Consider the following 24944-nt stretch of genomic DNA (forward strand, 5'->3'; position numbering starts at 1 on the left):
CATGAGCGACTCCCTTGATCTCAGCCTGGACGGTGTGGAACGCCGGTCGCTGGCTGACTTCACCGAAAATGCCTACCTCAACTACTCCATGTACGTGATCATGGACCGTGCCCTGCCGCATATCGGCGACGGCCTGAAACCCGTGCAGCGGCGTATCGTCTACGCCATGAGCGAGCTGGGGCTGGATGCCGACGCCAAGCACAAGAAGTCGGCGCGCACCGTCGGCGACGTGCTCGGCAAGTTCCACCCCCACGGCGACTCGGCGTGCTACGAAGCGATGGTGCTGATGGCCCAGCCGTTCAGCTACCGCTACACGCTGGTGGACGGCCAGGGCAACTGGGGTGCGCCGGACGATCCGAAGTCCTTCGCCGCCATGCGCTACACCGAAGCCCGCCTGTCGCGCTACTCCGAGGTGCTGCTCAGCGAACTGGGCCAGGGCACGGCGGACTGGGGCCCGAACTTCGACGGCACCCTGCAGGAACCGCTGGTGCTGCCGGCGCGCCTGCCGAACATCCTGCTCAACGGCACCACCGGCATCGCCGTGGGCATGGCCACCGACGTGCCGCCGCACAACCTGCGCGAAGTCGCCAGCGCCTGCGTGCGACTGCTCGATGAGCCGAAGGCCACGGTCGAGCAACTCTGCGAGCACATCCAGGGCCCGGACTACCCGACCGAAGCGGAAATCATCACGCCGCGCGCCGACCTGGTGAAGATGTACGAGACCGGCAAGGGCTCGGTGCGCATGCGCGCCGTGTACCACGTCGAGGACGGCGACATCGTCATCACCGCGCTGCCGCACCAGGTCTCCGGGGCCAAGGTGCTGGAGCAGATCGCCGCGCTGATGCAGGCCAAGCCGTCGAAGGCGCCGCAGATCGCCGACCTGCGCGACGAATCCGACCACGAGAACCCGTGCCGCATCGTGATCATCCCGGTCAACAGCCGCGTCGACCACGAAGCGCTGATGCAGCACCTGTTCGCCAGCACCGAGCTGGAATCGACCTACCGGGTCAACGTCAACATCATCGGTCTGGACGGCAGGCCGCAGTTGAAGAACCTGCGCGCGCTGCTGGTGGAGTGGCTGGAATTCCGCGTGCAGACCGTCCGTCGCCGCCTGCAGTTCCGCCTCGACAAGGTCGAGCGCCGCCTGCACCTGTTGGACGGTTTGCTGATCGCCTACCTCAACCTGGATGAAGTGATCCACATCATCCGCACCGAGGATCAGCCCAAGGCCAAGCTGATCGAGCGTTTCGCCCTCAGCGAGATCCAGGCCGACTACATCCTCGACACCCGCCTGCGCCAGTTGGCGCGGCTGGAAGAGATGAAGCTGCGCGACGAGCAGGACGAACTGCTCAAGGAGCAGGCCAAGCTGCAAGCCCTGCTGGGCAGCGAAGCCAAGCTGAAGAAACTGGTGCGCAGCGAACTGCTCAAGGACGCCGAGACCTACGGCGACGACCGCCGCTCGCCGATCGTCGAGCGCGCCGAGGCCAAGGCGCTGACCGAGCACGACCTGCTGCCGAACGAGAAAGTGACCGTTGTGCTGTCGGAAAAGGGCTGGATCCGCTCGGCCAAGGGCCACGAGATCGACGCCACCGGCCTGTCGTACAAGGCCGGCGACGGCTTCAAGACCTCGGCGGCGGGGCGTTCCAACCAGTTCGCCGTGCTCATTGACTCCACCGGTCGCAGCTACTCGCTGGCCGCGCACACGCTGCCGTCGGCCCGGGGCCAGGGCGAACCGCTGACCGGCCGTCTGACGCCGCCGCCCGGCGCCACCTTCGAATGCGTGCTGATGCCTGAAGACGATGCGATGTACGTGATCGCGTCCGACGCCGGCTACGGTTTTGTGGTCAAGGGTGAGGACCTGCAGGCCAAGAACAAGGCCGGCAAGGCCCTGCTGAGCCTGCCGAACAACGCCAAGGTGATCGCGCCGCGTCCGGTGGCCGACCGCGAGCAGAACTGGCTGGCGTCGGTGACGACCGAGGGTCGCCTGCTGATCTTCAAGATCAGCGATCTGCCACAATTGGGTAAGGGCAAGGGCAACAAGATCATCGGCATCCCCGGTGAGCGCGTGGCCAGCCGCGAAGAATACGTCACGGACATCGCCGTCCTTCCGGAAGGCGCCACCTTGGTGCTGCAGGCCGGAAAACGGACCTTGTCGCTGAAGGCCGACGACCTCGAACACTACAAAGGTGAGCGCGGCCGGCGGGGCAACAAGTTGCCGCGTGGCTTCCAGCGGGTGGATGCGCTGCTCGTCGAATAACTCAATGAGGCGTCCCAGAGCGCCCGATCCACGATTTAACGCGTGGATCGACGCTTTGGCGCTGGAGTCGGAACGCATATTCACGGATGATATGGCCTTTCAAGCGCCGGCGTGGCCGCGCGTTCTTCATGTTTATTGAGTATTTTCACTGTGGTCAGCCTTGTGGCGGCCACCTGGACGGGACGATGACTGCTCTGCGCCTTCCTCTAATTTTGTTGCTCGCCGGCGTTCTCGGCCTGGCGGGCTGCAGCGTTCACCAACCGGTGTCGCTGTATCAGCTGGACAGCGGAAGTCCGGCTCAGCCTGCGCAAAGCGCGGGCATGGCGGTTTTGCTGGGCCCTGTGGTGGTCGCCGACTACCTGCAACGCGAAACCCTGCTGCAGCGTCAGCCCGACGGCAGCCTGCAGGCCGCCACCGACGGCCGCTGGGCCGGTAGCCTTTCGTCGGATATCGACCAGTTGCTGCTGCGCCAGGTCGCCGGCCATCTGGACAGCCAGCGTGTGGTGCTGGCGCCCGCCACCCAGGGCTTCACCCCGGACGTGCAGGTGCTGCTGACCATCACCCGGCTGGATTCCGGCACTTCGCAGCCGGCGATCCTCGATGCGCAATGGCGTCTGCTCGACCGCCGTGGCCAGGTGCGGGACAACCGCATCGTCCATCTGCAAGAGCTGCACGCCGGCAGCACCGCTTCGCAGGTCCAGGCCCAGGGCATCTTGCTGCAGCGCCTGGCGGAGCAGTTGTCGGTGGCGCTCAAGCCGCTGGCCAACCAGCCTCCGGTGGCTGAAGTGCCACGCAAGCCGGCCCCCAAACCGGCAGCGCCGGCGGCGGAAGCCGAGAAGCAGCCGAAGATCCCGATGGCTTCGCCGATCCGCACCGACATGGAAGTGTTCCGCTTCTGAGGTCGCCCCGCTCCGATAAAAAGCCCGCCAAGTGCGGGCTTTTTCTTGCCTGTCGGTTCAGTTCTGATGACGCCGCAATTCCCCGTGGGAGCTGGCCTGCCAGCGATGGCGGTGGGTCAGGCAACAGGGATGTCGGCAGTGCCGGCCTCATCGCTTGCAGGCAAGCTCCCACAGGTTTTTGGGGTGGGCACAGAACCTGTCATCACCCCGGATCCCCGTGGGAGCCAGCCTGCTGGCGATAGCGGTGGATCGGCCTCCACAGAATTCGGCAGTGCCGACCTCACCTTTTGTGGGGCAACAAAAAGCCCGCAGGCAATGACTTGCCTGCGGGCTTTTTGCATCGGGCCTGAGGCTTACGCCCGGCGTTCGTGCATCCGCGCCAGTTGCCGCTCCAGCATCGACGGGTAAGGCTCCATCAGCCGTTCGACGCAGCAGGCGCCTTCGGGGCTGGCGATCGGGCGGATCCGTGCGCGCTGGCGGATCAGCGCGTCATCGCTGATCTTGCGCTCCACCAGCAGCAGGTTGCGGCTGTGCTGCGACAGGGCCAGGGCGTCCTGGGCCGAGTCGGTCAGCAGCAGGTCGATCTGGCTCAGGCCGAACAGCTCGTCGCCCAGGGTCAGGCCCAGCTGCAATTGCAGGGTGATGCCGCTGTCGGCGACTTCGATCTGCAACTGATGGCTCAAGGCCCGCAGCAGCTCACCGCAGCAGATGGCGTTGGTCAGGTAATCGTCGCCGCTGTCTTCGGTGTGGAACAGCATCAGCGTGCTGCCGTCGTTCAGGGTTTCGATCTCGCCCTGGTACAGCGAAGCGGCCTGGTCCAGGCAATCGCGGTAGCGGTCCAGCAGTTCTTCCAGGCGGGCCCGGGGCAGGCGGCGCAGTTGTTCCTGCGAACCCAGCTGCACCGCCAGCACCGCGCTGTGCTGGGGCACGCTCGGCGTGGCCTTGCGGGTGGCCGGCTGGGCCGAACCGTTCAGCGAGTCGTTGCGCAGGTCGGCGAACGGGTCTTCGTCGTCCTCGTCGTCTTCCACGGTGCTGACCACCTGCCGGGGCGCCGGCTTGCGGGCCTCCACCGGGCGGCTTTCGTCGAAGCTCGGATCACGCAGGTTGCGCACCTCGAAGGCCGGGTCGACGTCGTCGTCCTCGAACTCGGGTTCCGGCTCGGGCGGCGGCGCGGCCGGCTCCGGGGCGAAGTTGGCGTGCAGCTGGCGGGCCAGGTCGCCGATCTCGTCCTGGCGGTCGGTGCCCGGCGTGTATTCGTCGATGTTGCGCAGCCACACCCGCAGCTGCAGCAGCGGCGTGGACAGGTGGCGGCCCAGGCGCAGGCTCAGGGCCAGGGACAGCGCCAGCAGGATTGCGCTGAGGATGCCCATGCTCTGCAGGCTGATGGTCATCGGCTGCTGGAACTGATCCATGTCCAGGCTGATGCGCAACTGGCCGGCGGTCACGTCCTGGAAGGTGATCTTGCTCTGGTACATGCCCTCGGCTTCGCCCAGCAGGCCGTGCTTGGGCCGCTGGCCGGACTCGGCGAGGATGCGGTTGTCCACGCTGTAGATGGCGGCGTGGGCCACCAGCTTGTTCTTGGTCAGGTTGTTGAGCAGCACATTGAGGCTGAGGATGTCGTTGGACACCAGCAGCTCGGTGGCGGAGGTGGCGGTCTGCGTGGTCAGGCTCTCGCCCAGGGCGTCGGCCTGCTCGTGCATGGCCTGCTTGAACTGCAGGCCCATCACGCAGGCGTAGATCACCAGGGCCAGGGCGACCAGGATCACGTTATGGCTGGCGATGCGCAATGCGATCGGCACACGGCGGTGGCGCAGCGCACGGAAGATCAGCAGGAAGAAGTTGTCGGTTTTTACTGGCGTGGGCCGGTTCACTGAGCTCGGCTCTTTAGTCCGTGAAGTTGACGCGCAGTATAGCGACAGGCCCCAGACCGGCAAAGCGCCTGCGGTGCCCGATGGTCACTGAAAATGGGTAGAATGCGGTTTTTTTCCAGTTGCGGGGGTGCGCGTTGCGCGAAATCGTCCTGATTAACATCACAGGGTCCGACCGTCCGGGTCTGACCGCGGCCATTACCGGCGTTCTGGCCCAGGGTGGCGTTAACATCCTCGACATCGGTCAGGCGGTGATCCACGACACCCTGTCGTTCGGCATCCTGGTCGAGATCCCCGACAGCGAGCAGGGCAAGTCCGTGCTCAAGGACATCCTGTTCAAGGGCTACGAGCTGGACCAGCAGGTGCGCTTCACCCCGGTGTCCGAAGCGGACTACCAGCAGTGGGTGGGCAACCAGGGCAAGCAGCGCCACATCGTCACCCTGCTGACCCGCAAGGTGACCGCCGGCCAGCTGCAGGCCGTGAGCTCGATCACCGCCAAATATGGCCTGAACATCGACCACATCGACCGCCTGTCCGGGCGCATGCCGCTGGACACCCCGGACGACAAGGGCAAGGGCTGCATCGAGTTCTCCGTGCGCGGCGAGGCCGCGGATCCGCAGGCGCTGCGCGCCGAGTTCCTCAGCGTGGCGCAGGAACTGAACGTCGACATCGCCTTCCAGGAAGACTCGCTGTTCCGCCGCAACCGCCGCCTGGCGGTGTTCGACATGGACTCGACCCTGATCGAGGCCGAAGTCATCGATGAGCTGGCCAAGGCCGCCGGCGTCGGCGAACAAGTGTCGGCGATCACCGAGCGGGCGATGGCCGGCGAACTGGACTTCCGGGCAAGCTTCAAGGAGCGCCTGGCGCTGCTCAAGGGCCTGGACGTCAGCGTGCTGGACGCCATCGGCGCCTCGCTGCGCCTGACCGAAGGCGCCGAAACCCTGTTCGCCGAGCTCAAGCGCCTGGGCTACAAGACCGCGATCCTGTCCGGCGGCTTCACCTACTTCGCCAAGCAACTGCAGGCCAAGCTCGGCATCGACTACGTGTTCGCCAACGAACTGCAAGTGGTCGACGGCAAGTGCACCGGCGTGGCGGTCGAGCCGATCGTCGACGCCCAGCGCAAGGCCGACCTGCTCAAGGAGCTGGCGCAGAAGGAAGGCCTGCGCCTGGAGCAGACCATTGCGGTGGGCGACGGCGCCAACGACCTGCCGATGCTGGCGATCGCCGGCCTGGGCGTGGCGTTCCGCGCCAAGCCGCTGGTCAAGCAGTCGGCCAAGCAGGCGATCTCCACCCTGGGCCTGGACGGCGTGCTGTACCTGTTGGGTTTCCGCGACCGCGACGGGCAGCTCTGACGGGCACGGTGTCCGGAAGGGCCTGTGGCGGGGGAGCCTGCTCCCTCGCCCCAAGGCCTTGCCGCCTCACAGCGACTTCCACAACGAATCGAAATCCTCCTCGCTCCCGCCGTTCTGCGCGGCTTCCAGCGAGCGGTAGGCGAACTGGTTGAAGCTGTGGGTGCTGGCCACCCGCCGGTCCAGCCCGGCGCGGTGCTCTTCCCCCAACGTATTGATCAGCACCTTGTTGCCCTCCTGAAACGGCAGGCGCGGCGCCAGCAGCGTCGCCGGCAGGTCGATCGCGCTGATCTGCGGCAGCAAGAGGCCGCGCAGGTAATGGCTGTGGTCGTCCCGGGTGCGCACCAGTTGCAGCCCGCAGGGCTGGGCATGGGGCGCCACCAGTTCGATGCCCATCTGCGTGCCGCCGTCGCGCACCTGGCGGATCCAGCGCACCACGGCGATGCTCCAGCCCTGGTTCGCGCTGTCCTGGATGCCGACCATTTCACCCGCCTGCAATTCGGCGGGCACTTCCTTGGGCCACGCCAGGCAATAGCCGCCGGGGCTGTGGTTGATCACCGGCAAGGCGTAGGTCGGGTAATGCGGCGGGTTGTCGGCGTCGTCACTGTCGTCGGCCAGCGGTTCGTAGTTGATTTCCTCATACGGCAGCAATTCGTCGGACGGGCTCTGGGGCGCTGCGTCGAACGCCTGGCTCCAACTGTCCTTTTCGCTCCGGGCCACCGCCTGGCTGAAGTTCGCCGTGCGGGCGCCGGGATGCCTGAGCAACTCGCTGAACGTGCGCTCGCCCCCTAAATAGAAATGCAGCGCACTCATGCCGATGCACACGGTCAGGTTGCCCTGGCCGACGGTGCGCTGGAAGCTGCGTTCGGCCGTCTGGCCCCAAGTGGCGTGCAGGTGTTGCAGGCTGTCGTGGCTCAGGCCCGACGGCACCGGCAGCGGGTTCGGCGTGTCCTGGTGCAGCAGATGGGCTTCGATGGCGTTCACCAGGGGCTGCGGGTCGAAGCCGAGCAGGCCGGCCTGCTGCTCGCTGCGGAACATGCTGCGGTAGCGCGGCCCTGTGTCGAGTTCGGCCGAAACGGCGAACAGGCCTTCGCCCGTCACCCCGGGATGCAGCTTGAGCCAGGCGGCCCACGGCTCCAGCACTTCTGCGAGCCGGGCGATCTGGTTCTGGCGCAGTTGGTTGCAGCGGGCGCTGCCCAGCAGCAGGGCGGCGATGTAGGTCTGTTCGACGCTCAGCTCCGCCGTGAGGCTGGCCAGGTCGTCGCGCACCCGCCGATGCTGCAGTTGCAGCCGCGCAGCGGTGAGGAACAGCTGATGCAGCTCGAACCACAGGCCCTCGGGCGCGGGGCTGTAGAGCTGCGTCGCGCGCAGCAGTTGGCCCTTGAGCGCATGGGTGGCCCGCTGCAGCGCGGCGCTGAGCAGGGCGGCGCGAGGGCTGGCGTATTTCGGCGCGATCCGCAGGACGATCTGTTTGTAGCCGGTCGCCAGTTGGCCCTGGAGGGCCTGGCACAGGTTGCTGATCTTGCGCGAGCGGTCGTCGAGCATGATCGCCTGGTGCAGAAAGTGCCGCTCCAGGTGCTGACAGACGAAATACACCTCAGGGCGCAGCAGTTCCAGCAGTTGCAGGCGGTTGTCGCTGGGGGTGAGCAACTGGTTGAGCTCGCCCAGCCCTTGGTAGAGCTGGCGTGCGGACTCGCCGATGTTGGCCTTGGGCAGGGCGGCGATCCAGCGCTTGAGGTCGCGTGGGGCGGGGGCGCAGAAGGTCAGGCGCAATTGGGTCGGGACTGGGGCCTGCAACTGCGGTTGGAGTCGAGGTTCGCTCATGCCGTGACGGCCTCCGGCGGCGAATGGGGCAATGCCCAGAACTCTAGCAGGTGTGTTCTGCTTCGCCGGTGTGCGGAAGGTTTTTTGCGCTCGGGAGGCGAGCCGGCAGGCGGGAAGGCAAGGTGCGCCGCGCCCCTTCGCAACGGTGCGAAAGGGCGCGGCGTCAGGCTCAGGCGGACGGCAGGGCGAGGGCCTGACCCATCTGCACCGGGGAACCGGCGGACAGGGATTCGACCCATTTCACCTGATCCGGGCCGAACAGCACGATCGCGGTGGAACCCAGCTTGAAGCGCCCAAGTTCCGCACCTTTTTCCAGGTAGATTGGCGCACGGGCGGCTTCGTCGTAGCGGAAGGTCTTCAGCTCGCGCTTGGGCGGGGTCACCAGGCCGGCCCAGACGGTTTCGATCGACGCGACGATCATCGCGCCCACCAGCACCACGGCCATCGGGCCGCGCTCGGTGTCGAAGATGCACGCCACGCGCTCGTTGCGGGCGAACAGCTCAGGCACGTTCTCGGCGGTGGTCTGGTTGACCGAGAAGATGCGCCCGGGGATGTAGACCATTTCGCGCAGGGTGCCGGCCAGCGGCATGTGCACGCGGTGGTAGTCCTTCGGCGACAGGTAGATGGTGGCGAAGTCGCCGCCCATGAACGGCGCGGCGTTGGCCGCGTCGCCGCCCAGCAGTTCCAGCACGCTGAAACTGTGGCCCTTGGCCTGGAACACGCGGCCGTGCTCGATCGGGCCGAGCTGGCTGACGGCGCCGTCGGCAGGGCTGAGGATCGCGCCTGGTGTGGTGTCCAGCGGACGTGCGCCGTCTTTCAAAGCCCGGGTGAAGAAGGCGTTGAAGTGCTCGTAGGCCGTCACGTCCTCCACCAGCGCCTGGGACATGTCCACCTGATAACGCTTGGCGAACCAGGTGGTGAAGGCATTCTTGAACCAGCGCACACGGCACTCGGCGATGCAGCCGGCCAGGCGCGACAGCAGGTGATGGGGCAGCAGGTACTGGCTGAGGATGAACAAACGCTCTTTCATTGACTGTCCTTAAAAACCTTTAAAGCTCGACGGGCGTGTCGGGGTGGTTGCCCCATTCGCCCCAGGAACCGGCGTAGCCCTTGACCCGCGGATAACCGAGGGACTTGGCCACCAGATAAGTGAAGCCCGACCGGTGATGGGTCTGGCAGTGGGTGATGATTTCTTTGTCCTTGGTGATCCCGAGGCGTTCCAGGATTTGCGGCATGTCGGTGCGGATGCGCAGCTGGCGCGCCCGATCCATGCCGGCGGTCCATTCGAAATTGACCGCGCCGGGGATGTGCCCGCCCTTGGCCGCCAGCACTTTCTCGCCGGAGTATTCCAGCGGCCCGCGGGCGTCCCAGATCGCCAGGTCGGCGGCGCCGAGGCGGCTTTGCAGGTATTCGCGGGTGGCGGTGGGCTCTTCGTGCAGGGTCAGGGTCACCGGGCCGTCTCCCGGCTGCGGCACCTGGATCGACATCGGCGAGCCCTCCGCCAGCCAGGCCGGCAGGCCGCCGTCCAGGTAGTGGTAGTGGCGGTGGCCGATCACGTCGAGCATCCAGATGAAGCGCCCGGCCCAGCCGCCGCCTTCGTCGTCGTAGACCACGTAGACCGCGTCCGGGCGGTGGCCCAGCTCGCCGAACAGCTCTTCGAGCTTGTCCTTGGACGGCAGCAGCCCCGGCGCCGGCAACTGGCCGAGCTGGGTGCGCTTGGGGTCGACGAAGCGTGCGCCGGGAATGTGCCCCTCGGCATAGCGGGCAGGGCTGGTCAGATCCACCAGGATCAGGTTGGGGGCATCGAGGCGCGGGAGCAGGTCGCTCGGCTCGATCACCAGCGCCAGGCCAGAGAAGTCAGACATGTGAGGTCTCCAGAGCACAAAGGGAAACGATTGTAGCCGTCATTGGCGGCGGTGGCTAAAGCTGTGCAGGGCTTTCTCGATGCACTGCGCGGTTTTGCCGAAGGCCTGCACGGTGACGTCGGCGAACGGCCCGCCGCCCTGGTCGGCGACCACGATCATGATCACCCGGCCGTTGTTCACCAGCGAACGCAGGAACAGGTGCTCGCCGCGGAACAGCGCGCGCAGGGCCGGCGGCAGCAGGGCGGAGAACTGCGCGTTGTTGTCCGGGGTGATGCGCACCTGCGCCTGCTGGGCCAGCAGGCGCTGCAGCACGGTGCTCTGGCTGACCGCGACATTCAGCGCGGCGGCCTCCGGCGGCAGCCCGGCCGTCTGGTGCACGCGCAGGTTGGAATGGGTGCGGTCGGCCATCAGGATCATCACCCGGCGCAGGCCGCTGGCGACCAGGGCGTCGCGGGCGGCGATGGTCAGGTGCATGGCGTTGGTGAAGCGGCTCGGCTCGGCCAGCAGCTCGGCGCATTGCCGGCGCCACTTGGCCAGGTCCTCGGCGCTGGGGGCGGCGGGCGGCAGCAGGCCGGCCGGGACACGGCGGGTGCCCGAGGGCCAGAGCAGGGATACCGCGGGGTGCCACAGGTCCGGCATGAAGTGCTGGCGCGCACTGATGGCGGCCTGCTGGTGCAGTTGTTGCTGCACCTCGTCCATGGGGATCTGCAGATAGAGGCTGGTCAGGTACTGCCAGCGCTCGCTGTGGGGGCAGTCCCAAGCCTGTTGTGCCGACAGCGCCAGGCCGTTGGCCAGCAGCACCGTGTTGGCCGGCTGGTTGAGCCAATGGCGCAGGGTCGGGTCGTCGTCGAGGCGGTTCTGCTGGCGCAGCGGATGCTCGCTGTCGCGGGCGATGCGCAGCACCTTGACCAGTTCGCGCCGCTCGTTGAGCAACAGCCGGTAGCCTTGCTGCACCCAGATCGGCAAGCGCCAGGCATCGACCAGCGCCTGGCCGATCTTCAGCAGGCGCACGCCGAACAGTTGCCGTTCCACGTCGCGGGCCGATTCGCCCTTGTGGATCACCCGCAGTTCCCATTCCTCAAGCAGTTTGGGGTGGGTCAGCGCCAGGGGCCACAGCGGCGACAGGAACAGCAGGCTGCCCCAGTGGATGTCCTGCCACAGCCGCGCCAGGCGGCCGGCGAAGAAGCCGTTGGCTTGCTGCGTGGCGTGCTGGCTGATCATCTGCAGCTGGCGCAGGGCCTGGGGGATCTGCCCGTCAGGCTCGGCGGGCAGGCGCGCGAGCAGTTCTTCGGTGCGGGCCAGGCCCAGGCGGTTGATGGCGACTTCGAGGTTTTCCGCCGGCTCCGCCATGCTGCCCTGGGTGTGGCGGTTGGCTTCGCGGATGATGCTCAGGGCCAGCGCCGGGCTGTCCTGCATCAGGCCGGCGATGTCGCGCAGCGAGCTGCGGTTGTCGCGGATCGCCCGGCAGACGCGGTCGTGGGCCGACTGCGGCACCGGCAGGCGGACGCCGTCGAGCAGCTTGACCCAGCCTTCCAGGGTGTTCGGTGTTGCGTGTGGGACGTTCGTTTCATTAGCCATGTCGGGACGGGATCTTGATCTTCGAAAGACGCGCCCGGCATGGGCTAAATTGGCTTTTCGCCTGAACTGCCTATAGTCTGGCGCAGTTTTGCCGATAAGTAGAAGAAGAGATTTTTTAACTTCCGAATATGACCTTGAACCCGACTTAAACAAGTACTTTCTATCTATGGCTAAAATTATCGGCATCATCGTCGTATTCGCGAGCGTGCTCGGCGGATACGTGCTCTCCCACGGCAAGATCGCGGCCCTGATCCAGCCCTTCGAGGTGATGATCATCGGCGGCGCGGCCCTCGGCGCCTTCCTTCAGGCCAACCCCGGCTACATGACGATGCACGTGTTCAAGAAAGCCTTGGGCATGTTCAGTTCGCGCTTCAGCCACACTTTCTACCTGGAAGTGCTCGGCCTGATCTACGAGATCCTCAACAAGAGCCGCCGCGAAGGCATGATGGCCATCGAAGGCGACATCGAAGACGCCGCCGCGAGCCCGATCTTCGCCAAGTACCCGGCCGTGCTCAAAGACGAGCGCATGACCGCGTTCATCTGCGACTACCTGCGCATCATGTCCTCCGGCAACATGGCCCCGCACGAGCTCGAAGGCCTGTTCGACATGGAACTGTTCAGCCTCAAGGAAGAACTGGAGCACCCGTCCCACGCGGTCAACGGCATCGCCGACGGCATGCCCGGCTTCGGTATCGTCGCGGCGGTGTTGGGTATCGTGGTGACCATGGCCTCCCTGGGCGAAGGCGATCAGAAATCCATCGGCCTGCACGTGGGTGCGGCGCTGGTCGGTACCTTCTTCGGTATTCTCGCGGCCTACGGCTTCTTCGGCCCGCTGGCCCACTCCCTGGCCCATGACGCCAAGGAAGAGCTGAACGTCTACGAAGCCATCAAGGCCTCGCTGGTGGCTTCGGCTTCCGGCATGCCGCCGTCGCTGGCCGTGGAGTTCGGCCGCAAGGTCCTGTACCCGGCGCACCGTCCGAGCTTCGCCGAGCTGGAACAAGCGGTTCGCGGTCGTTAAGCCATGGAAAACAACCAGCCGATAATCATCAAGCGCGTCAAGCGCTACGGTGGCGGACATCACGGCGGCGCCTGGAAAATCGCCTTCGCCGACTTCGCCACGGCGATGATGGCGTTCTTCCTGGTGCTGTGGCTGCTGTCCACCGCCACGCCCGAGCAGAAGATCGCCATCGCCGGTTACTTCAAGGATCCGGTCGGCTTCTCCGAAAGCGGCACGCCGTACATCATCGACCTGGGCGGCACGCCGACCCTGGCGCCGGAAAACACCCTCAACCCTGAGGTGAAGTCGCAGCCGCAGCCGGACAAGGTCACGGTCGACACCGAGCAGGTCGAGGGCATGGCCGAGCAGGTCGAGAAGGAACGCCTGGAACTGTTGCTGCAGGAACTGCAGAACAAGGTCGAAGAGAACCCGCAGCTGCAGAAGTTCAAGGATCAGATCCTGTTCGAGATCACCCCGAACGGCTTGCGCATCCAGATCATGGACGCCGAGAACCGGCCGATGTTCGACTCGGGCTCCGCGCGCCTGAAGCCGTACTTCGAGGACATCCTGCTGGCCATGGCCGACACCATCAAGGCGGTGCCGAACAAGATCAGCATCAGCGGCCACACCGACGCCAAGCCGTACACCGGCAGCGGCGAGTTCGGCAACTGGGAGCTTTCCGCCAACCGCGCCAACGCCGCCCGGCGTGCACTGGTGGCGGGCAGCTATCCGGAGTCGCAGGTGGCGCGGGTGGTGGGTTATGCCTCGTCGGCGCTGTTCGACAAGGAAAACCCGTTCAACCCGGTCAACCGCCGCATCGACATCGTGGTGCTGACCAAGAAGGCCCAGGCCGCCATCGAAGGCTCTCAGGGCGCCGACCCGGCGAAGCCGGCCGACGGCCAGGAAGGCGCCGCGCCGGCCACCCCGGCCGATCCGAACGCCTTGCCGGCGGATCAGCAACCGGTGGCGCCGCACGAGTTGCGCGAACGGCTGAACCTGTTCGACGATCCGTTGCCGAAACCAGCCGAGCCGGGCACCCATGCGCCGACTCCGGCTCCGGCGCCCGCTCCGGCACCGGCGGCTCCCGCAGCCCCCGCGCCGAAGCAGTGACCCACAAAAAAGCCGCGATGATCTCGCGGCTTTTTTGTGTCCGGCGGTTCAGTAGCCGTTATCGGGCAGGCTGGCGATGATCGAGCGGTAGCTGTTCATCCGTTGCTGCTGGATGCGCCCGTCTTCCAGGGCCTTGAGCAGGGCGCAGCCGGGTTCGCGATCGTGCTTGCAGTCGCGGAAGCGGCAGGTGCCGAGCAGGTCTTCGAACTCGATGAAGCCGGCTTCGACGTCGGCGCGGCTGACGTGGCCCAGGCCGAATTCGCGGATGCCCGGCGAGTCGATCAGCTCACCGCCGCCGGGGAAGTGGAACAGGCGCGCGGTGGTTGTGGTGTGCTGGCCCTGGCCGGACCATTCCGACAGCGGGCCGACGCGGGTCTCCACCTCCGGCAGCAGGCTGTTGACCAGCGACGACTTGCCGACGCCGGACTGGCCGACGAACACGCTGATGCGGCCGTCGAGCAACTGCTGCAGCTGTTCCATGCCGTTGCCGTGGTGGGCCGAGACTTCCAGCACCGGATAGCCGAGGGTGCGGTACACCGCCAGCAGCGCATTGAGCGCCGGGGCGTTCTGCTCGTCGATCAGGTCGAACTTGTTGAGCAGCAGCAGCGGACGGATGCCGGCGTGCTCGGCCGCCACCAGGTAGCGGTCGATCAGGTTGGCGTGGGGCTCGGGCAGCGGGGCGAAGACGATGACGATCATGTCGACGTTGGCCGCCACCGGCTTGAGCTGGCCGCGGCTGTCCGGGCGGCACAGCTCGGTGCTGCGCGGCAGCTGCGCGACGATCACGCCGATGCCCTGGTTGCCGGCGCGCCAGACCACCCGGTCGCCGGTCACCAGCGCCGGCAGGTTGGCGCGCAGGTAGCAGCGGAACACCTGACCGGCCTGGTCGCCGTCGGTCGCCTCGACCTCGACCTGCACACCGAAGTGGGCGATCACCAGGCCGTGCTGTTCCGGGCCCAGGTCGCCGCCCTCCAGGGCCTCGACGGCCGAGGACTCGCGTTTGGCGGCGCGGGCGGCGCGCTCGCCCTGAATCTTTTCGATGCGCCAGCTCTGGCGGCGGTTGAGTTGGCGTTTGGCCATGGGTGTTCCGTAATAAAAAGAATGCAGCGAATGGGTAAAACGGCGGCGAGTTTAGCACGCCCGGCCACCCGCCTAGGCTAAACTGCGCACCATTGCTTAGGAGACGAATCATGCAGAACCCGCAGAACCTGATCTGGATCGACCTGGAAATGACCGGTCTGAACCCGGACACCGACGTCATCATCGAGATGGCCACCATCGTCACCGACAGCGACCTGAACACCCTGGCCGAAGGCCCGGTGATCGCCATCCACCACAGCGACGATGTCCTCGCCCGCATGGACGAATGGAACACCCGCACCCACGGCAATTCGGGCCTTACCCAACGTGTGCGCGAAAGCCGCGTGAGCATGGCCGAGGCCGAAGCCGAAACCATCGCCTTCCTGGAGAAGTGGGTGCCGAAGGGCAAGTCGCCGATCTGCGGCAACAGCATCTGCCAGGACCGGCGCTTCCTGTTCGCCCACATGAAGGCGCTGGAAAGCTACTTCCACTACCGCAACCTCGACGTCTCGACCCTCAAGGAACTGGCCGCCCGCTGGGCGCCGGACGTGCGCGACAGCTTCAAGAAAGGCAGCACCCACCTGGCGCTGGACGACATCCGCGAGTCCATCGCCGAGCTGCGCCACTACCGCGAGCACTTCATCAAGTTCTGATCCGCCGCAGCGGGCCCCTGTGGCGAGGGAGCTTGCTCCCGCTCGGCTGCGCAGCCGCCGCAGTCCCCGCGGGCGCGTCCTGCTTGAAAGGGTGCATGGGAGTGCTCCGCCCTCCGACGGGAGCAAGCTCCCTCGCCACGGCGCATCCGCCCCCTTCTGGTGCGGCCGCGAAATGGCTAGACTGCGCGCCTTCCTGCCAGGACCGCCACCATGCTGCTGATGCTCTACCTGATCGCCATCACCGCCGAAGCCATGACCGGCGCCCTGTCCGCCGGCCGACGCGGCATGGACTGGTTCGGCGTGGTGCTGATCGCCTGCGTCACGGCGCTCGGCGGCGGTTCGGTGCGCGATGTGCTGCTGGGGCACTATCCGCTGACCTGGGTGAAGCATCCCGAATACCTGGTGCTGACCTCGGCCGCCGCGATGCTGACCGTGTTCACCGCACGCTGGATGCGCCACCTGCGCTCACTGTTCCTGGTGCTCGACGCTGTCGGCCTGGTGGCGTTCACCCTGATCGGCTGCATGACCGCCCTGGAAATGGGCCACGGCATGCTCGTGGCTTCGGTCAGCGGCGTGATCACCGGGGTGTTCGGCGGCATCCTGCGGGACATCTTCTGCAACGACATCCCGCTGATCTTCCGGCGCGAACTGTACGCCAGCGTCTCTTTCGCCGCCGCATGGTGCTACATGCTCTGCCTGTTCCTGAACGTACCGAGCGAGCAGGCGATCCTGATCACCCTGTTCGGCGGCTTCCTGCTGCGGCTGCTGGCTATCCGGTTTCATTGGGAAATGCCGAAGTTCGTCTATAACGACGAGCATTGAGGGCGGTATCGCTTGGCCGGCGGAAACATCCTGTCGGACTTGTTGAATAGTTGGGGCTGATCGAATGGGGTAAAAAGAAGCTTAAAGGGGGTTAATTGACTCTTCATTACCCTATTTGTCTTCTGTGCCCTATTTTGCAGGATGCCTTGAGATGCACTCACTGACGCCCCGGTACCTCAGCGATTTGCGCTACGACGGATTACAGATTTCAACGCTTCGGACGCTAGGTGAGTTCCGGGGCAAGCAACAGTTGTTCATTGCGCAATCGCCTCAAGTGCTGCATGGCTTGAGGCAGATCGCAGTGATCGAATCAGCCGAGTCGTCCAACAGGCTTGAGGGCGTGACCGTGGCGCCCGCTCGCTTGAAGTCCTTGATGAGCAAACACTCTGAACCGAAAAGTCGATCCGAGCAGGAAATCGCGGGCTATCGAGACGCCCTCGCACTGATCCATGAAGCGGCTGAGGGTATGCCGTTTTCCGAAGGTGTGGTCAGGCAGTTGCACAGCTTGCTTTACCGTTACCTGCCGCAGGACGGGGGTGACTGGAAGGCAACGAACAACGACATCATCGAGCGCCGCACGGACGGATCGTCACGTATCCGCTTTCAGCCGGTTTCCGCACACATGGTGCCCATCGCCATGAGCGAAATGATGGTGCGTTATCGCCAGGCGCTGGAGCTGAATCTGACGGATCCCTTGGTGCTGGTTCCGCTGACCATCCTCGATTTCCTTTGCATTCATCCCTTTTCCGACGGCAACGGGCGGGTTGCCCGGTTGCTGACATTGTTGCTGCTTTACCAATTTGATTACCGCGTCGGGCGCTTCATAAGCCTTGAGCGAATATTCGAAGATTCGAAGGAAAGCTATTACTCAACGCTCGAATTGAGTTCCCAGGGGTGGCACGACGCAACGCACGACGTTCGGCCATGGATTGACTACTTCTGGGGGACGCTGCTCAGGGCATATAAGGAACTCGAAGAACGTGTCGGTACGATAGAAAAGCGTCGTGGGGGTAAGAGCGATAGAGTCAGGGGCGAAGCCTTGAAGCGCAGTCTGCCGTTCTCCATCACAGAGATAGAGGTGTCCTGCCCTGGCATCAGTCGCGATACCGTGCGGATGGTTTTACGTTCGCTGAAGGCTGAGGGATTGATCGAGTCGACAGGGAAGGGACGCAGCGCCAAGTGGAAAAAGCTTTAAGGATTTCATGCGCTGCGTGCGGCATGCTGCCTGAGGGCCCACTCGACATGTTCGCGCACCAGTTCCGACGGATGGTCGCGGCGTGCCTTCAGCGCTTGCAGCACCGGAATGCTCGACGGGGCGTTGCCCAGCCCCACTGCCAGGTTGCGCAGCCAGCGCTCGTAGCCGGCGCGGCGCAGCGGTGAGCCTTCGGTGCTGCTGAGGAACGTGTCTTCGTCCCACAGGAACAGTTCGGCCAGTTCGGCGTTGTCCAGGTTGTGCCGGGGCTTGAAGTCGCTTTCCCCGGACGCGCGGGCGAAGCGGTTCCACGGGCAGACGATCTGGCAATCGTCGCAGCCGAACACCCGGTTGCCGATCAGCGGCCGCAGGTCTTCGGGGATGGCGTTCTTCAGCTCGATGGTGAGGTAGGAAATGCAGCGCCGGGCGTCCAGCACATAGGGGCCGACGAAGGCGTTGGTCGGGCAGATGTCCAGGCAGGCGCTGCACCGGCCGCAGTGTTCGGTGGCGTGGGGCGGGTCGACCGGCAGCGGCAGGTCGACGAACAGTTCGCTGAGGAAGAAATAGCTGCCGGCCTTGCGGTTCAGGACCAGGGTGTTCTTGCCGATCCATCCCAGGCCGGCCTGTTCGGCGATGGCCTTCTCCAGCACCGGGGCGCTGTCGACGAAGGCGCGGAAGCCGAACGGGCCGATCTGCGCCTGGATCCGGTCCGCCAGTTGCTGCACGCGCTTGCGGATCAGCTTGTGGTAGTCGCGGCCCAGGGCGTAGCGGGAGATGTAGGCCTTTTCCGGTTGGGCGAGCAGATGCGCCATGTGCGTGTCGCCCGGCAGGTAGTCCATGCGCAGCGAGACCACGCGCAGCGTGCCCGGCACCAGCTCTTCGGGGTGCGAGCGCTTGCTGCCGTGGGCGCCCATGTAGTCCATTTCGCCGTGGTAGCCGGCCTCGAGCCAGCGCTGCAGGTGCCCCTCGTGCTCGGCCAGGTCCAGACCGCTGATGCCGACTTGCTGAAAGCCCAGCTCGCGGCCCCAGTCCTTGATGGATTGGGCCAGGGCGGGGAGGTCTGTGGTGATGGCGGACATGAGGCGAGAGAAACCGGAACTGAGGTGCGTATAATTCTGCCAGACATCGGAGCCCGAAGACGCATGCCGCACACGAAAGATCATTTACCCGACGCGCTGTACCGCGCCGCGCAGGTGCGGGACATCGACGCGCGGCTGATCGCTGCCGGCACGCCGGGCCTGGAACTGATGCACCGCGCCGCCCGGGCGACCTGGCGCGCGCTGGTGCGCCGCTGGCCGGCGGCCAACGAACTGACGGTGCTGGCCGGCCACGGCAACAACGCCGGCGACGGTTATCTGGTGGCGGCGCTGGCGCACCGTGCCGGCTGGCATGTGCGGGTGCTGGCTGTCGGCGATCCGCAGCGTTTGCAGGGGGATGCGGCGCAGGCCCATGGGCAGGCCCTGGCCGAAGGGGTGGCCGTGCAGGGCTGGAATGCGCAGAGCGAACTGCGCGGCGTGATCCTCGATGCGCTGCTCGGCACCGGCCTGAGCGGCGAGGTGCGCGAGCCGTATGCCTCGGCCATCCACGGGATCAACGCCAGCGGCCTGTCGGTGGCGGCGGTGGATGTGCCGTCCGGATTGTGCGCCGACACCGGGCGGGTGCTGGGCGTGGCGGTGCGTGCCGACCTCACCGTGACGTTCATCGGCCTCAAGTTGGGGCTGTTCACCGGCGATGCCGCCGACCATGTCGGTGAACTGGCGTTCAACGATCTTCAGGCGCCGGCCGAAACCTTCAGTGACATTCCCGTTGCCGCCCGTCGTCTCGAGGTCGCTAACCTGCCGCGGCCGGTCCCTCGCGCAGCGACGGCGCACAAGGGCCGGTTCGGTCATGTGCTGCTGATCGGCGGCGACCACGGCTTCGGCGGGGCGATCGTGCTCAGCACCGAAAGCGCGCTGCGCAGCGGTGCGGGCATGGTGTCGCTGGCGACCCGGGCAGAGCATGTGCCGGCGGCGCTGGCCCGGGTGCCGGAAGCCATGGCCCTGGGCGTATCGTCGGCCAATCAGTTGATGGGGCTTCTGGAGAAGGCTTCGGTGCTGGTGGTCGGGCCGGGGCTGGGCCAGGCCGGTTGGGCGCGCAGCCTGCTGTCGGCGGCGGCCAATGCGCCGTTGCCCCAGGTGTGGGACGCCGACGCGCTGAACCAGCTGGCCGCAGGCCGGGTGAGCTTGCCGAAGGATTGCGTGATCACGCCGCATCCGGGGGAGGCGGCCCGTTTGCTCGGGATCGGCACCGCGCAAGTGCAGGCCGACCGGCCGGCGGCGGCCTTGGCGTTGAGCAAAAAATATACAGCGGTAGTGGTGCTCAAGGGCGCCGGCAGCCTGATCGCCCATCCCGACGGCAGGTTGGCCGTGTGCCATCAGGGCCACCCCGCGATGGCGACCGCCGGCCTCGGCGATGTGCTGGCCGGGTTGCTCGGCGCACTGATGGCCCAAGGCATGGACAGTTTCCAGGCCGCCTGCCTGGCGGTCTGGCTGCATGCCAATGCGGGTCTGCAACAAGGTGAATTCGGCCGTGGGCTGGCGGCCAGTGATCTGATTCCAGCCATTCGTCAGTTGTTGGAGGAGCATGCACCGTGTCTGAAGTAACCCTGTACCTGGCCGATGAACAGGCCATGACCGACTTTGGCGCACGGATCGCCCGCATCACCGGGGGGCATGGCCTGATTTTCCTGGTGGGTGACCTGGGCATGGGCAAGACCACCCTGTCCCGCGGGCTGATCCGGGGCCTGGGCCACCAGGGCGCGGTGAAGAGTCCGACCTTCACGCTGGTCGAGCCCTACGAGATCGGCGACATCCGCGCCTTCCACTTCGACCTGTACCGGCTGGTCGACCCGGAGGAGCTGGAATTCCTCGGCATCCGCGACTACTTCGAAGACGATGCCCTGTGCCTGATCGAGTGGCCCGACAAAGGTGCAGGCTTTTTGCCAAAGCCTGACCTGACCATTACCATTAGCCCGCAAGACAGCGGGCGTTCGCTGACCATTTTGTCCCAGGGCTCGCGCGGCGAGGCCTGGTGTGCCGCTTTGGCGTTGGAATCCAAATAAATGATGGGGTTAGGTATGCGCTTTCGCGCGTTGGTGGCTGCCGCTGGGCTGATGTTGATGGCAGTGACCGTCAGCGCTGTGGCCGACACAAAGGTCAACAGCGTGCGCCTGTGGCGGGCGCCGGACAACACGCGTCTGGTGTTCGACCTGAGCGGCCCGGTGCAGCACAGCGTGTTCACCCTGACCGCGCCGGACCGGCTGGTGATCGACATCAACGGCGCCACCCTCGGTGCGCCGCTGAACGTACAGACCGCCAACACGCCGATCACCGCCATGCGCTCGGCCCAGCGTACGCCGACCGACCTGCGGGTGGTCATCGACCTGAAGAAGGCCGTCACCCCGAAAAGCTTCTCCCTGGCGCCGAATGCGCAGTACGGCAACCGTCTGGTGGTCGACCTGTTCGACAACCCGGCCGACGCCGCGCCGCCGCCTGCGCCGACGCCGTCGGTGGCCACCGTGCCGGCCGTGCCGGTGACCCCGGCGGAACCGGCGATCAAGCTGCCGCCGGCCCCGGCCGGCAAACGCGACATCATCGTGGTGATCGACGCCGGCCACGGCGGCGAAGACCCCGGCGCCTCGGGCTCGCGCGGCCAGCGTGAAAAAGACGTGGTGCTGCAGATCGCCCGCGAGCTGCAGCGTCAGGTCAACGGCATGAAGGGCTTTCGCGCCGAGCTGACCCGCACCGGCGACTACTTCATCCCGCTGCGCGGCCGCACCGAGATCGCCCGCAAGAAGGGCGCCGACCTGTTCGTCTCGATCCACGCCGACGCCGCACCTTCGGCCGCCGCGTTCGGCGCGTCGGTGTTCGCCCTGTCCGACCGTGGCGCCACCTCGGAGACCGCCCGTTGGCTGGCCGACAGCGAAAACCGTTCCGACCTGATCGGCGGTGCCGGCAACGTCAGCCTCGACGACAAGGACCGAATGCTCGCCGGCGTGCTGCTCGACCTGTCGATGACCGCCTCGCTGACCTCCAGTCTCAACGTCGGCCAGAAGGTGCTGAGCAACATCGGCCGGGTCACGCCGCTGCACAAGCAACGGGTGGAACAGGCCGGGTTCATGGTGCTGAAGTCGCCGGACATCCCGTCGATCCTGGTCGAGACCGGCTTCATCTCCAACGCCAACGAGGCCTCCAAGCTGGCGGCATCGAGCCACCAGCAGGCGCTGGCGCGGTCGATCAGCAGCGGCGTGCGTCAGTTCTTCCAGCAGAACCCGCCGCCGGGCACCTACATCGCCTGGCTGCGTGACTCGGGCAAGATCGCCCAGGGGCCGCGCGACCACCGGGTGAGCCCGGGCGAAACCCTGGCGATGATCGCCGTGCGCTATCAGGTGTCGCCGGCCACGCTGCGCAGCGCCAACAACCTGAGCAGCGATGAGCTCAAGGTCGGTCAGCACCTGACCATTCCCGGCACTGAACTGGCGTCCAAGGAATGAACCAAGTGTTGAGTTCGGCCCGCATTGAACTGCTCAGCCCCCGGCTGGCGAACCAGATCGCCGCCGGCGAGGTGGTCGAGCGCCCGGCGTCGGTGATCAAGGAACTGTTGGAAAACAGCCTGGACTCCGGCGCCCGGCGCATCGATGTCGACGTCGAGCAGGGCGGCGTCAAGCTGCTGCGGGTGCGCGACGACGGCAGCGGCATTTCCGCCGATGACCTGCCGCTGGCGCTGGCCCGGCACGCCACCAGCAAGATCCGCAACCTCGAAGACCTCGAACAGGTGATGAGCCTGGGCTTCCGGGGCGAGGCGCTGGCGTCGATCAGCTCCGTGGCGCGCCTGACCCTGACCTCGCGCACCCGCGACGCCGACCAGGCCTGGCAGGTGGAGACCGAAGGCCGCGACATGGCGCCCCGGGTGCAGCCGGCGGCGCATCCGGTGGGCACCTCGGTGGAGGTGCGCGACCTGTTCTTCAATACACCGGCGCGGCGCAAGTTCCTCAAGACCGAAAAGACCGAATTCGATCACCTGCAAGAAGTGATCAAGCGTCTGGCGCTGGCGCGCTTCGACGTGGCTTTCCATTTGCGTCACAACGGCAAGACCATCCTCAGCCTGCATGAGGCCCGCGACGACGCGGCCCGCGCCCGGCGTGTGGCGGCGATCTGCGGCTCGGGCTTCCTGGAGCAGGCGCTGCCGATCGAGATCGAGCGCAACGGCCTGCGCCTGTGGGGTTGGGTCGGCCTGCCGACGTTCAACCGCAGCCAGGCGGATCTGCAGTATTTCTTCGTGAACGGCCGCGCGGTGCGCGACAAGCTGGTGGCCCACGCGGTGCGCCAGGCCTACCGCGACGTGCTGTTCAATGGCCGTCATCCGACCTTCGCGCTGTTCTTCGAGGTCGATCCGGCGGCGGTGGACGTCAACGTGCACCCGACCAAGCACGAAGTGCGCTTCCGCGACGGGCGCATGGTGCACGACTTCCTCTACGGCACCCTGCACCGGGCGCTGGGCGATGTGCGTCCGGAGGATCAGGTGGCGGCGCCGGTCGCCTCCAGCGGATTCGTCCGCCCGACCGGCCTCGAAGCCGGCGAGTTCGGCCCCCAGGGCGAGATGCGCCTGGCGTCCAACACCCTGCTGGAGCAACCCCAGGCGCAGCCGTCGTTCAACGCGCCGGCCGGCGGCGGCAGCGGGGCGGGCTACCAGTACCAGTACACGCCGCGTCCGCAGTCCGCCGTGCCGGCCGCCGAAGCCCAGGCCGCCTACCGCGAGTTCTTCGCGCCGCTGCCGGAAACCGCAACCCCGGCCGGCGGCAATGCGCTGCCGAGCGGTCAGGGCGACATCCCGCCGCTGGGCTACGCGCTGGCGCAGCTCAAGGGCATCTACATCCTGTCCGAGAACGCCCAGGGACTGGTGCTGGTGGACATGCACGCCGCCCATGAGCGAATCATGTACGAGCGCCTGAAGATCGCCATGGCCAGTGAAGGCCTGAGCGGCCAGCCGCTGCTGGTGCCGGAGTCGCTGGCGGTGAGCCAGCGCGAGGCCGACTGCGCCGAAGAGCACGCGGCGTGGTTCCAGCGCCTGGGCTTCGAACTGCAGCGCCTGGGCCCGGAAACCCTGGCGATCCGGCAGATTCCGGCGCTGCTCAAACAGGCCGAGGCCAACCGGCTGGTCGGCGACGTGCTGGCCGACCTGATGGAGTACGGCACCAGCGACCGGATCCAGGCGCACCTGAACGAACTGCTGGGCACCATGGCCTGCCACGGCGCGGTCCGCGCCAACCGGCGCCTGGCCCTGCCGGAAATGAACGGCCTGCTGCGCGACATGGAAAACACCGAGCGCAGCGGTCAATGCAACCATGGCCGGCCGACCTGGACCCAATTGGGCCTGGACGACCTGGACAAACTGTTTTTGCGCGGTCGTTGATGAGCCAGCTTCCTCCAGCGATATTCCTGATGGGCCCGACCGCTGCGGGCAAGACCGACCTGGCCATCGAGCTGACCAAGGTGCTGCCGTGCGAGCTGATCAGCGTCGACTCGGCGCTGGTCTACCGCGGCATGGACATCGGCACCGCCAAGCCGTCCAAGGAACTGTTGGCCGAGTTTCCCCACCGCCTGATCGACATCCTCGATCCGGCCGAGGCGTACTCGGCTGCGGATTTCCGCCGTGATGCGCTGATCGCCATGGCCGACATCACCGCCCGGGGCAAGATCCCGCTGCTGGTGGGCGGCACCATGCTCTACTACAAGGCGCTGGTCGAGGGCCTGGCCGACATGCCGGCGGCCGATCCCGAAGTGCGTGCGCAGATCGAAGAAGAGGCGGCGCGCCTTGGCTGGCAGGCCCTGCACGAGCAGTTGGCGGCCATCGACCCGGTGTCGGCGGCGCGGATTCACCCGAACGATCCGCAGCGCCTGAGTCGTGCGCTGGAGGTCTACCGGGTCAGCGGTCAGAGCATGACCGCGCTGCGCCAGCAACAATCTGCGCAAAGTGCCGACGCAGCCGCATCGGGGCGGCAACAATTGCCCTATACTGTCGCGAATCTGGCGATCGCTCCGGCAAATCGCCAGGTACTGCACGAGCGCATTAAACAAAGATTCACAAATATGCTGGAACAGGGATTCATCGACGAGGTCGTAGCCCTGCGCAATAGAAGTGACCTGCATGCCGGGTTGCCGTCTATACGTGCGGTGGGTTACCGCCAGGTCTGGGATTATCTGGACGGCAAGCTGACGTCGGCCGAAATGCAGGAGCGGGGCATCATCGCCACGCGCCAATTGGCCAAACGCCAGTTCACCTGGCTGCGCAGCTGGGATGGTTTGCATTGGCTCGACAGTCTGGATTGCGACAATCTGCCACGCGCCTTGAAATACCTTGGGACGATCTCCATATTGAGCTGAGTCCCTGCAATTGCCGTCTATCCTTGGGG

General features: G+C 66.2%; 20 protein-coding genes. 13 read left to right on the forward strand and 7 right to left on the reverse strand.

From position 1 onward, the window contains the following. The first annotated feature begins 1 nt into the window (after position 1). The gene (gene parC / locus CAG41_RS26175; RefSeq protein ID WP_085582930.1) at positions 2–2257 is read left to right on the forward strand and encodes a DNA topoisomerase IV subunit A; all 2256 of its coding nucleotides are present in this window, start codon (positions 2–4) and stop codon (positions 2255–2257) included. Between the two features lie 185 nt (positions 2258–2442). After that, positions 2443–3156, forward strand: coding sequence for a membrane integrity-associated transporter subunit PqiC (locus CAG41_RS26180; RefSeq protein WP_085582928.1), 714 nt, complete (start codon positions 2443–2445; stop codon positions 3154–3156). A gap of 353 nt (positions 3157–3509) precedes the next feature. Here the strand turns inward: CAG41_RS26180 and CAG41_RS26185 are convergent, their stop codons facing one another. Further along, positions 3510–5027, reverse strand: a complete 1518-nt coding sequence (locus CAG41_RS26185) for an AhpA/YtjB family protein (protein WP_085582926.1) — start codon at positions 5025–5027, stop codon at positions 3510–3512. Between the two features lie 134 nt (positions 5028–5161). Here CAG41_RS26185 and serB point away from each other — a divergent pair, with 134 nt between their 5' ends. Continuing rightward, complete coding sequence (gene serB, locus CAG41_RS26190; protein WP_085707674.1) at positions 5162–6376, forward strand: phosphoserine phosphatase SerB; 1215 nt, start codon at positions 5162–5164, stop codon at positions 6374–6376. A gap of 66 nt (positions 6377–6442) precedes the next feature. Here the strand turns inward: serB and CAG41_RS26195 are convergent, their stop codons facing one another. From CAG41_RS26195 to CAG41_RS26210, 4 genes are all read right to left on the reverse strand, one after another. Then, positions 6443–8197 carry a molecular chaperone gene (locus tag CAG41_RS26195; protein WP_085656586.1) on the reverse strand — a complete coding sequence of 585 codons (1755 nt, stop codon included), beginning with the start codon at positions 8195–8197 and terminating at the stop codon, positions 6443–6445. Between the two features lie 169 nt (positions 8198–8366). Beyond that, the gene (gene asd, locus CAG41_RS26200) at positions 8367–9227 is read right to left on the reverse strand and encodes an archaetidylserine decarboxylase (protein WP_085640585.1); all 861 of its coding nucleotides are present in this window, start codon (positions 9225–9227) and stop codon (positions 8367–8369) included. A 19-nt stretch (positions 9228–9246) separates the two neighbouring features. Next, positions 9247–10062: a rhodanese-like domain-containing protein gene (locus CAG41_RS26205; RefSeq protein WP_085582918.1), complete on the reverse strand. Its 816-nt coding sequence runs from the start codon at positions 10060–10062 to the stop codon at positions 9247–9249. 39 nt (positions 10063–10101) lie between these two features. After that, positions 10102–11640, reverse strand: coding sequence for an HDOD domain-containing protein (locus CAG41_RS26210; RefSeq protein ID WP_085640587.1), 1539 nt, complete (start codon positions 11638–11640; stop codon positions 10102–10104). 166 nt (positions 11641–11806) lie between these two features. Between CAG41_RS26210 and motA the strand changes: the two genes are divergently transcribed. Together motA and motB are read left to right on the forward strand one after the other, a co-directional pair. After that, positions 11807–12658 carry a flagellar motor stator protein MotA gene (motA, locus tag CAG41_RS26215; RefSeq protein WP_085582914.1) on the forward strand — a complete coding sequence of 284 codons (852 nt, stop codon included), beginning with the start codon at positions 11807–11809 and terminating at the stop codon, positions 12656–12658. Positions 12659–12661: 3 nt separating this feature from the next. Beyond that, positions 12662–13747: a flagellar motor protein MotB gene (motB, locus tag CAG41_RS26220; RefSeq protein WP_085640589.1), complete on the forward strand. Its 1086-nt coding sequence runs from the start codon at positions 12662–12664 to the stop codon at positions 13745–13747. A 48-nt stretch (positions 13748–13795) separates the two neighbouring features. Here the strand turns inward: motB and rsgA are convergent, their stop codons facing one another. Then, complete coding sequence (gene rsgA, locus CAG41_RS26225) at positions 13796–14827, reverse strand: small ribosomal subunit biogenesis GTPase RsgA (protein WP_085582910.1); 1032 nt, start codon at positions 14825–14827, stop codon at positions 13796–13798. Positions 14828–14937: 110 nt separating this feature from the next. Between rsgA and orn the strand changes: the two genes are divergently transcribed. The 3 genes from orn (at position 14938) to CAG41_RS26240 (ending at position 17497) form a co-directional block, all read left to right on the forward strand. Further along, positions 14938–15480, forward strand: coding sequence for an oligoribonuclease (orn, locus tag CAG41_RS26230; RefSeq protein WP_085582908.1), 543 nt, complete (start codon positions 14938–14940; stop codon positions 15478–15480). Positions 15481–15690: 210 nt separating this feature from the next. After that, entirely contained in the window at positions 15691–16302 is a 612-nt protein-coding gene (locus CAG41_RS26235) for a trimeric intracellular cation channel family protein (protein ID WP_085582906.1), read from the forward strand. 151 nt (positions 16303–16453) lie between these two features. After that, entirely contained in the window at positions 16454–17497 is a 1044-nt protein-coding gene (locus CAG41_RS26240; RefSeq protein WP_085640591.1) for a Fic family protein, read from the forward strand. Between the two features lie 5 nt (positions 17498–17502). Here CAG41_RS26240 and queG read toward each other — a convergent pair whose 3' ends face one another. Next, the gene (queG, locus tag CAG41_RS26245; RefSeq protein WP_085640593.1) at positions 17503–18573 is read right to left on the reverse strand and encodes a tRNA epoxyqueuosine(34) reductase QueG; all 1071 of its coding nucleotides are present in this window, start codon (positions 18571–18573) and stop codon (positions 17503–17505) included. A 63-nt stretch (positions 18574–18636) separates the two neighbouring features. Here queG and CAG41_RS26250 point away from each other — a divergent pair, with 63 nt between their 5' ends. The 5 genes from CAG41_RS26250 to miaA are packed head-to-tail and all read left to right on the forward strand — an operon-like array spanning position 18637 to position 24915. After that, complete coding sequence (locus CAG41_RS26250) at positions 18637–20136, forward strand: NAD(P)H-hydrate dehydratase (RefSeq protein ID WP_085640595.1); 1500 nt, start codon at positions 18637–18639, stop codon at positions 20134–20136. Next, positions 20124–20594, forward strand: coding sequence for a tRNA (adenosine(37)-N6)-threonylcarbamoyltransferase complex ATPase subunit type 1 TsaE (tsaE, locus tag CAG41_RS26255; protein ID WP_085582900.1), 471 nt, complete (start codon positions 20124–20126; stop codon positions 20592–20594). The genes CAG41_RS26250 and tsaE overlap by 13 nt, the downstream gene beginning before the upstream one ends. 51 nt (positions 20595–20645) lie before the next feature. Further along, positions 20646–22025, forward strand: coding sequence for an N-acetylmuramoyl-L-alanine amidase (locus CAG41_RS26260; protein ID WP_371856111.1), 1380 nt, complete (start codon positions 20646–20648; stop codon positions 22023–22025). Further along, positions 22022–23944: a DNA mismatch repair endonuclease MutL gene (gene mutL / locus CAG41_RS26265; protein ID WP_085640597.1), complete on the forward strand. Its 1923-nt coding sequence runs from the start codon at positions 22022–22024 to the stop codon at positions 23942–23944. The genes CAG41_RS26260 and mutL overlap by 4 nt, the downstream gene beginning before the upstream one ends. Further along, complete coding sequence (gene miaA / locus CAG41_RS26270; protein WP_085582894.1) at positions 23944–24915, forward strand: tRNA (adenosine(37)-N6)-dimethylallyltransferase MiaA; 972 nt, start codon at positions 23944–23946, stop codon at positions 24913–24915. The genes mutL and miaA overlap by 1 nt, the downstream gene beginning before the upstream one ends. Positions 24916–24944: the final 29 nt, after the last annotated feature.

Source organism: Pseudomonas sp. B35(2017) (assembly GCF_002113645.1).
In the GTDB taxonomy this organism is placed as follows: domain Bacteria; phylum Pseudomonadota; class Gammaproteobacteria; order Pseudomonadales; family Pseudomonadaceae; genus Aquipseudomonas; species Aquipseudomonas ekonensis.